This window comes from Agrococcus sp. AC640b, from assembly GCF_979255995.1.
Genome location: NZ_CEEDMM010000028.1, coordinates 1 through 6,122, shown reverse-complemented (window position 1 = coordinate 6,122; position 6,122 = coordinate 1). Strand labels below are relative to the sequence as shown.

Genomic DNA, 6,122 nt, shown 5'->3' with positions numbered 1-6,122 from the left:
GAGGCGCACCTGGGCCGACGCACGTCGCGTGGGCGCGGCGTCAGCCCAGGTGCGCCTCGATGCCGACCTGCTCGCCGGCCTCGATGCGCACGTCGCGCACGCGCACGCCCGCCGGCAGCATGCCCGCCAGGTCGATGGGCTCGCGCGTGCGCTGCTCGATCCTGCCGCGCACCGCGCCCAGCAGGCCCGCGACGAGCGCATTCGACGAGGTGATGCGCAGATCCTCGACGTGGATGCGCAGCGCGTCGTCGATGCGCAGCGTCGCCGTCGCGCTCGCCGGCGCGCCGAGGAAGCCCTTCTTGATGCGGCCGTCCGCCTCGACGTGCACCGTGCGCGGCCCGTCCGAGCGAAGGCGCACGTCGAGGTCGGCGAGCGTGACGCCATGCTCGGCCGCGACCTGCTCGCCGATGCGACGCACGGCGGCGACGAGATCCGCCTGCGGGGACTCGATGCGCAGGTGGCCGCGCACGGGGTGCTCGGCGTCGGGCTCGACGACGTCGATGCCCACGGTGCCGTCGGCGACGTCGACCCAGCGGATGCGCAGATCCTCGATCGTGAGGCCCAGGTCGACGGGGACGCCCTCGACGTGGACGGGGTGGGCGCGCACCGTGAGCAGTCGGAGCACGCCGTGCTCGGCGACCGTGACGTCGGCGTCGCGCGTCGGCACGAGGTCGGATGCGCCCGTCTCGCTCGTGAAGAGCCCGTCGATGCGGACGCCCGTGCCGTCGAGGTCGAGCGTCGCGACGTCAGCACCCTCGACGCTCGCCGAGAGGGTCGCGAGCAGCTGCTCGATCGCGGGACGCAGGCTGCCGACGGCGTCGTCGAGTGCGGCGTGCCGCATGCGGGCGACGAGGTCGTCGCCCGTGGTGGGACGTGGTGCGGGGCCGAGGTTCAGGTGCTCGCTCATCGACGCCAGGCTAGACGGCTCGGGGATGGGCGCGCCGTGCGCGCGCCCATCCCGGCACGGAGGGCCTCAGCCCGCGAGTCGCGTGCCGATCTCGGCGAGACGACGCCCCTGGTAGCGCGCGGAGGCGAGCACGGCATCCGTCGGCGCATCGCCGCCCGTGCCGGTCGCGTGGCTCGTGCCGTACGGGTTGCCGCCGGATGCGTACAGCAGCTCGTCGGTGTAGCCGGGCGGCACGATGATGCTGCCCCAGTGGTAGAAGACGTTGTTGAGGGCGAGGATCGTCGACTCGAGGCCGCCGTGCTGGTTCATCGCCGACGTGAAGCTCGTGACGGCCTTGTCTGCCATGACGCCGCGGCCCCAGGGTCCGCTGGCGCTGTCGATGAACTGCTTCAGCTGCGCGGCGGGGAGGCCGAAGCGCGTCGGGGTGCCGAACGCGTACGCGTCAGCCCACTCGAGGTCGTCGAGGCTCGCGATCTCGACGGTGGGGGCGACGTCGTCGACGTGCGCCCGCCATGCGGGGTTCGCGTCGATCGCGGCGTCGGGGGCGAGCTCGGCGACGCGACGCAGCCGCACCTCGGCGCCCGCGTCCTCCGCTCCCGCGGCGACCTCCTGCGCGAGGGCGTGGTTCGTGCCCGTGGAGCTGTAGTAGATGACGGCGACCTTCATCGGATCCGTTCCTCTCGTTGGCGTCTCGCCACGCTCGCAGCGACGCGAGATGCCGTCGAGGCGGTTGCGGAAGTCGTTCGAATCTGCACGACATCCGCACGCGCTCCGTCGGGATGCGGCGTGCGCGGCCCCTCGAGGGCGCATGCCACTCGAGGCGGCGCTCACGCCGCATCGCGACGGCCGAGCGCTCGTAGGCTGAAGCGGTGACCGACGCAGACCTCGCCACCCGACTCGTCCGCGATGCAGGAGCCCTCGCCGCAGCCATGCGCGCCGCGGGGCTCGAGGCGCAGTTCAAGACGTCGATCTCCGACGTCGTGACCGCCGCCGACCACGCCGCCGAGGAGCTCGTGCTCGCCGCGATCCGCGACGAACGCCCCCGCGACGGGGTGCTGGGCGAGGAGGGCGCGGCGGTCGAGAGCGCGTCGGGCAGGCGCTGGGTCATCGATCCCGTCGACGGCACCTACAACTTCCTCTCGGGCCTCGCCTACTGGTGCAGCGCCCTCGCGCTCGACGACGCCGACGGCGTCGTGCTCGGCGCGGTGCACCAGCCGATCACGGGCGAGACGTGGATCGGAGGCCGCGGCCTGCCGACCACGCTCGACGGCACGCCCGTCGCACCGCTCGTCGATCGCCCGCTCGCGGAGGTCAGCCTCGCGACGTACGTGCACCCGACGACGCTCGACGACGCAGACGTCGCCGAGCCGTGGCACGCGATCGTCGCGGGTGCTGCGACGGTGCGCATCCTCGGATCGGGATCGTGCGACCTCGCAGGCGTCGCAGGCGGACGCATCGGCGTGTGGGCGCAGCACTCGACCGCCGAGTGGGACTGGCTGCCAGGCAAGGCGCTCGTCGACGCGGCAGGCGGGCGCACAGCGGTCGTCGAGCACCGCGGGCACCGCTGGCACGTCGCCGGCAACCGGCAGGCGGTGGGCGAGCTGCTCGACATCCTGCTCGCGAGCTGAGCGTCGCCGTGCAGGACGACGAGATGCCCGGCACCGCCGCGTACGACGCCGTGGCGGTCGCCTACGACCGGCTGCTGCCCGCGCTCGACGCGGAGCATCCGCTCGAGATCGCCATGCTCGAGCGCTTCGCGGATGCCGCGGCGGCCGCAGGCGGCGACGTGATCGACGTCGGGTGCGGCACGGGCCGCGTCGCGCGCTGGCTCGACGCGCGGCGCCTGCGGGTGCTCGGCATCGATCCGTCGCCTGCGATGCTCGCGATCGCGAGCGCCGCGCAGCCGAGCGCGACGTTCTCGCTCGGCACGGCGGAGGCGATCCCCGCCCCCGACGCATCCGCAGACGGCGTGCTCGCCTGGTACTCGCTCATCCACGTGCCGCCTGCGGCGTTGTCGGCCGCGGCGGCCGAGCTGGCGCGCGTGGTGCGGCCGGGCGGCGTCGTGCTCGCCGCTGCGCAGTCGGGCTTCGGCATGCGCACGATCGCAGGCGCCTACGGCACCGATGCGACGCTCACGGCGTGGGCGCACGACGCGGCGACGCTCGCCGAGGCGCTCGAGGGCGCGGGGCTCGACCCGATCGAGCGCATCGAGCGGCAGCCGGAGGGCGCGGAGCGCATGCCGCAGGCGGTGGTGCTGGCTCGGCGACCCGGCTGACCCCGGCGGGCCGGTCGTGCGGCTCCCCTCGAGGCTCGCTGCCCGCCCGCATCAGGGACGCCCGCCACCCATCCCACCGGCCGTCGGCGTCGTCGTCGTGTCGACGCGGGCGACGAGCGTCGCCGCGTAGCCGGAGGTCGCGTCGCCTGCGATCGTCGCCATCTGCAGCACACCGCCGTCCTCGCCGAAGACGCCGTCGCTGTCGAGGGTGATCTGCGCGAGGTTCCGCGCCGAGCCCTCGTAGGCGGCCTGCTGGTAGACGGCGTCGAGCATGTCCTGCGGGAAGGCCAGCTGCGACGTCGCGATCGCGTTGCCGGCATCCGAGATGTCGGCGAGCGTCGGGTACACCTCGAAGTGGATGTGCGTCCACCTGCCCATGTACGCGCCGGGCACGATGGTCTGGAACGTCACCTGCCCGTTCGCGTCGGCCACCTGCACGCCCCGCAGCCACGACTCGTCCTCGACGCCCTCGGAGTACATCGAGTACCTGCCGAGCGCGTCGCAGTGCCACGCGTACACGGCGACGCCTGCGAACGCCGCGTCGCCGTCCGCCATGTCGGTCACCGCGATCGTGCACGACAGCGGCACGCCGTCGACGGGCGCGTCGACGCCGATCGACGAGCGGATGTCGGCGCGCTCGATGCCCGACTCCGACAGCACGTCGGGGCCGTTCGACCCGTCGCCCGGGTAGGGGCCTGCGGTCTCGTCGGGGATCTCGGCAGACGGCAGGCCCAGCGTCGACGTCGACGCGCTCGGCGTCGACCCGGGGGCGCTGGGCGTCGCGCTCGCGGCCGACGTCGTGCTCGACGCGGTGGGCGTGCACGCGGCGAGCACGGCGGTGCCCGCACCGATGCCGACGAGCCCGAGCATGCCGCGGCGCGTGAGCAGCGTGCGCACGTCGAAGCCCGGCCCCTGGTCGACGACCTCGTCGTCCGGGCGCACGAGCAGGCGCCCCTCGTAGGCGGGACCCGCTGGCGTCGCGTCGGGCTCGGGGATCTGCTGGGCCATGGGCTCCGCCTCTCGATCGCGCGGACCGGCAGGTCCGACGTCCACGAGCATGCGATGCGCGCCGCGGACGCAGCCCTGCTGCGCCTCTGGGCTTCGCACGAGCCGCAGCCGTCGCCCCTGGTGGAGACTGGACGCGGCGAGGAGGGCGAGCGTGCCAGGTCAGCGTCGCGCTGCCGGGCAGGTTCCCGTACCTGCGTGCGGGCGACATCATGGAGATCGGCATCGAGGGCCTCGGCGTGCAGCGTCAGCGCCTCGTCGACGCCGTCGTCTGACACCAGACCCACGACCGCGGCCAGCAGGCTGCGGCGAGCACGAGGAGCCTCATGGCCGAGTCCCCCATCGACATGGTCGCCAAGATGATCGACCTCTCGGGCATCACGAACCCCGCCCAGACCCGCCTGACGAAGGCGTCGAACATCTGGGATCTGCGGCGGATCGCGAAGCGTCGCACGCCGAAGGGTCCGTTCGACTACACCGACGGCGCCGCGGAGGACGAGGTGGGCCTCGCACGGGCGCGCCAGGCGTTCCAGGACGTCGAGCTGCACCCGACGGTGCTCGAGGACGTCACGAACGTCTCGACCGGATGGGACGTGCTCGGCAGGCGGGTGGCGTTCCCGCTCGCGATCGCACCCACGGGCTTCACGCGCCTCTTGCACACGGCCGGCGAGCCGGCGGGCGCGCGCTCGGCCGCGGCCTACGGCATCCCGTTCACGCTCTCGACCCTCGGCACGACGTCGATCGAGGACACCCGCGCCGCCTCCCCGAACGGCAGGCTGTGGATGCAGCTGTACATGATGAAGGAGCGCGAGCGCTCGATCGAGCTCGTGCACCGCGCGAAGGCGGCAGGCTACGACGCCCTCCACATCACGGTCGACACCCCCGTCGCCGGCGCGCGGCACCGCGACCGCCGCAACGGCATGCAGTTCCCCCCGAGGCTGACGCCGACGGCGATCCTCGACGCGGCGCCGAAGGTCGAGTGGTGGTGGTCGTTCCTCACGGGCGCGCCCATCGAGTTCGCCGCGATCTCGGAGTGGGACGGCACGGTCGCCGAGCTGCTCGACGCCATGTTCGACCCGTCGGTCGACTACGAGGCGCTCGCGGAGGTGCGCGCCGCGTGGGACGGCCCCATCGTCGTCAAGGGCGTGCAGTCGCTCGCCGACGCGAAGCGCCTCGCCGACCTCGGCGTCGACGCCATCACCCTCTCCAACCACGGCGGCCGCCAGCTCGACCGCGCGCCCGTGCCGTTCCTGCTGCTGCCGGAGGTCGCCCGCGAGGTCGGAGGCGACCTGGAGGTGCACCTCGACACCGGCATCATGTCGGGCACCGACATCGTGGCCGCCGTCGCCCTCGGCGCCCGCTCCACGATGGTGGGCCGCGCCTACCTGTACGGCCTCATGGCGGGCGGGCAGGCGGGCGTGAACCGTGCGCTCGCGATCCTCACGGGCGAGATCGCCCGCACGATGCGCCTGCTCGGCGTCGGCGCCCTCGAGGAGCTCGGCCCGCAGCACGTCACGCAGCTCGAGCGGCTGCGGCCCCGCCGCTGAGCGAGCACGACGCACGAGGGCCCGCGACCAGGTGGTCGCGGGCCCTCGTGCGTGACGCTCGGATCAGTCGTCGATCGACACGACCGCCAGGTCGTCGGCGAGCTCGACGTCGACGTCCTGGTCGCCGCCCAGGTCGACCTGCACGTCGAACGCGTGGCTGTCGTCGTCCTCGGTCTCGATCGACTCGACGGTGCCGCCACCGGCCGCCGCGATCGCCGCGTCGACGATGTCGGCGATGCGCGACGTGTCGAGCACCGCGTCGCTCGTGCGGTCGTCGTCGTCCTCGCGGACGACGGGCTCGCCGCTCATCGGCACGCGCACGTCGACCTCGGTGCCGTCGGAGAGGCGCACGTCGACGCTCCAGCCGTCGCGCTCGACCTCGACGGCC

Annotated in this window: 6 protein-coding genes and 1 pseudogene; 3 read left to right on the top strand and 4 right to left on the bottom strand. The window is 73.7% G+C overall.

Annotation, left to right across the window (positions count from 1 at the left end; translation table 11 throughout):
• Positions 1-40: 40 nt before the first annotated feature.
• Together ACZ6H8_RS11555 and wrbA are read right to left on the bottom strand one after the other, a co-directional pair.
• Entirely contained in the window at positions 41-907 is an 867-nt protein-coding gene (locus tag ACZ6H8_RS11555; protein ID WP_464146988.1) for a hypothetical protein, read from the bottom strand.
• A 66-nt stretch (positions 908-973) separates the two neighbouring features.
• Positions 974-1,573, bottom strand: a complete 600-nt coding sequence (wrbA, locus tag ACZ6H8_RS11550) for an NAD(P)H:quinone oxidoreductase (protein WP_464146987.1) — start codon at positions 1,571-1,573, stop codon at positions 974-976.
• A gap of 203 nt (positions 1,574-1,776) precedes the next feature.
• Between wrbA and ACZ6H8_RS11545 the strand changes: the two genes are divergently transcribed.
• Both ACZ6H8_RS11545 and ACZ6H8_RS11540 read left to right on the top strand, forming a co-directional pair.
• A complete protein-coding gene (locus ACZ6H8_RS11545) occupies positions 1,777-2,535 on the top strand; it encodes an inositol monophosphatase family protein (protein ID WP_464146986.1) in 759 nt (252 codons plus the stop codon).
• Between the two features lie 8 nt (positions 2,536-2,543).
• Entirely contained in the window at positions 2,544-3,182 is a 639-nt protein-coding gene (locus ACZ6H8_RS11540; protein WP_464146985.1) for a class I SAM-dependent methyltransferase, read from the top strand.
• Between the two features lie 51 nt (positions 3,183-3,233).
• On the opposite strand, the gene ACZ6H8_RS11535 is transcribed toward ACZ6H8_RS11540, so the two are convergent.
• Positions 3,234-4,190 (bottom strand): dioxygenase family protein, encoded by a 957-nt coding sequence (locus tag ACZ6H8_RS11535; protein WP_464146984.1) that lies wholly within the window; start codon positions 4,188-4,190, stop codon positions 3,234-3,236.
• 323 nt (positions 4,191-4,513) lie between these two features.
• Here ACZ6H8_RS11535 and ACZ6H8_RS11530 point away from each other — a divergent pair, with 323 nt between their 5' ends.
• Positions 4,514-5,734, top strand: coding sequence for an alpha-hydroxy acid oxidase (locus ACZ6H8_RS11530; RefSeq protein WP_464146983.1), 1,221 nt, complete (start codon positions 4,514-4,516; stop codon positions 5,732-5,734).
• Between the two features lie 63 nt (positions 5,735-5,797).
• Here the strand turns inward: ACZ6H8_RS11530 and ACZ6H8_RS11525 are convergent.
• A pseudogene (locus ACZ6H8_RS11525) lies at positions 5,798-6,122 on the bottom strand (hypothetical protein); the annotation flags it as partial.

What these genes read in the sequence shown, in the direction of transcription:
- wrbA (WP_464146987.1), bottom strand. Translation starts at nt 1,573, where the DNA reads ATGAAGGTCGCCGTCATCTACTACAGCTCCACGGGCACGAACCACGCC.
- ACZ6H8_RS11530 (WP_464146983.1), top strand. Translation starts at nt 4,514, where the DNA reads ATGGCCGAGTCCCCCATCGACATGGTCGCCAAGATGATCGACCTCTCG.
- ACZ6H8_RS11555 (WP_464146988.1), bottom strand. Translation starts at nt 907, where the DNA reads ATGAGCGAGCACCTGAACCTCGGCCCCGCACCACGTCCCACCACGGGC.
- ACZ6H8_RS11535 (WP_464146984.1), bottom strand. Translation starts at nt 4,190, where the DNA reads ATGGCCCAGCAGATCCCCGAGCCCGACGCGACGCCAGCGGGTCCCGCC.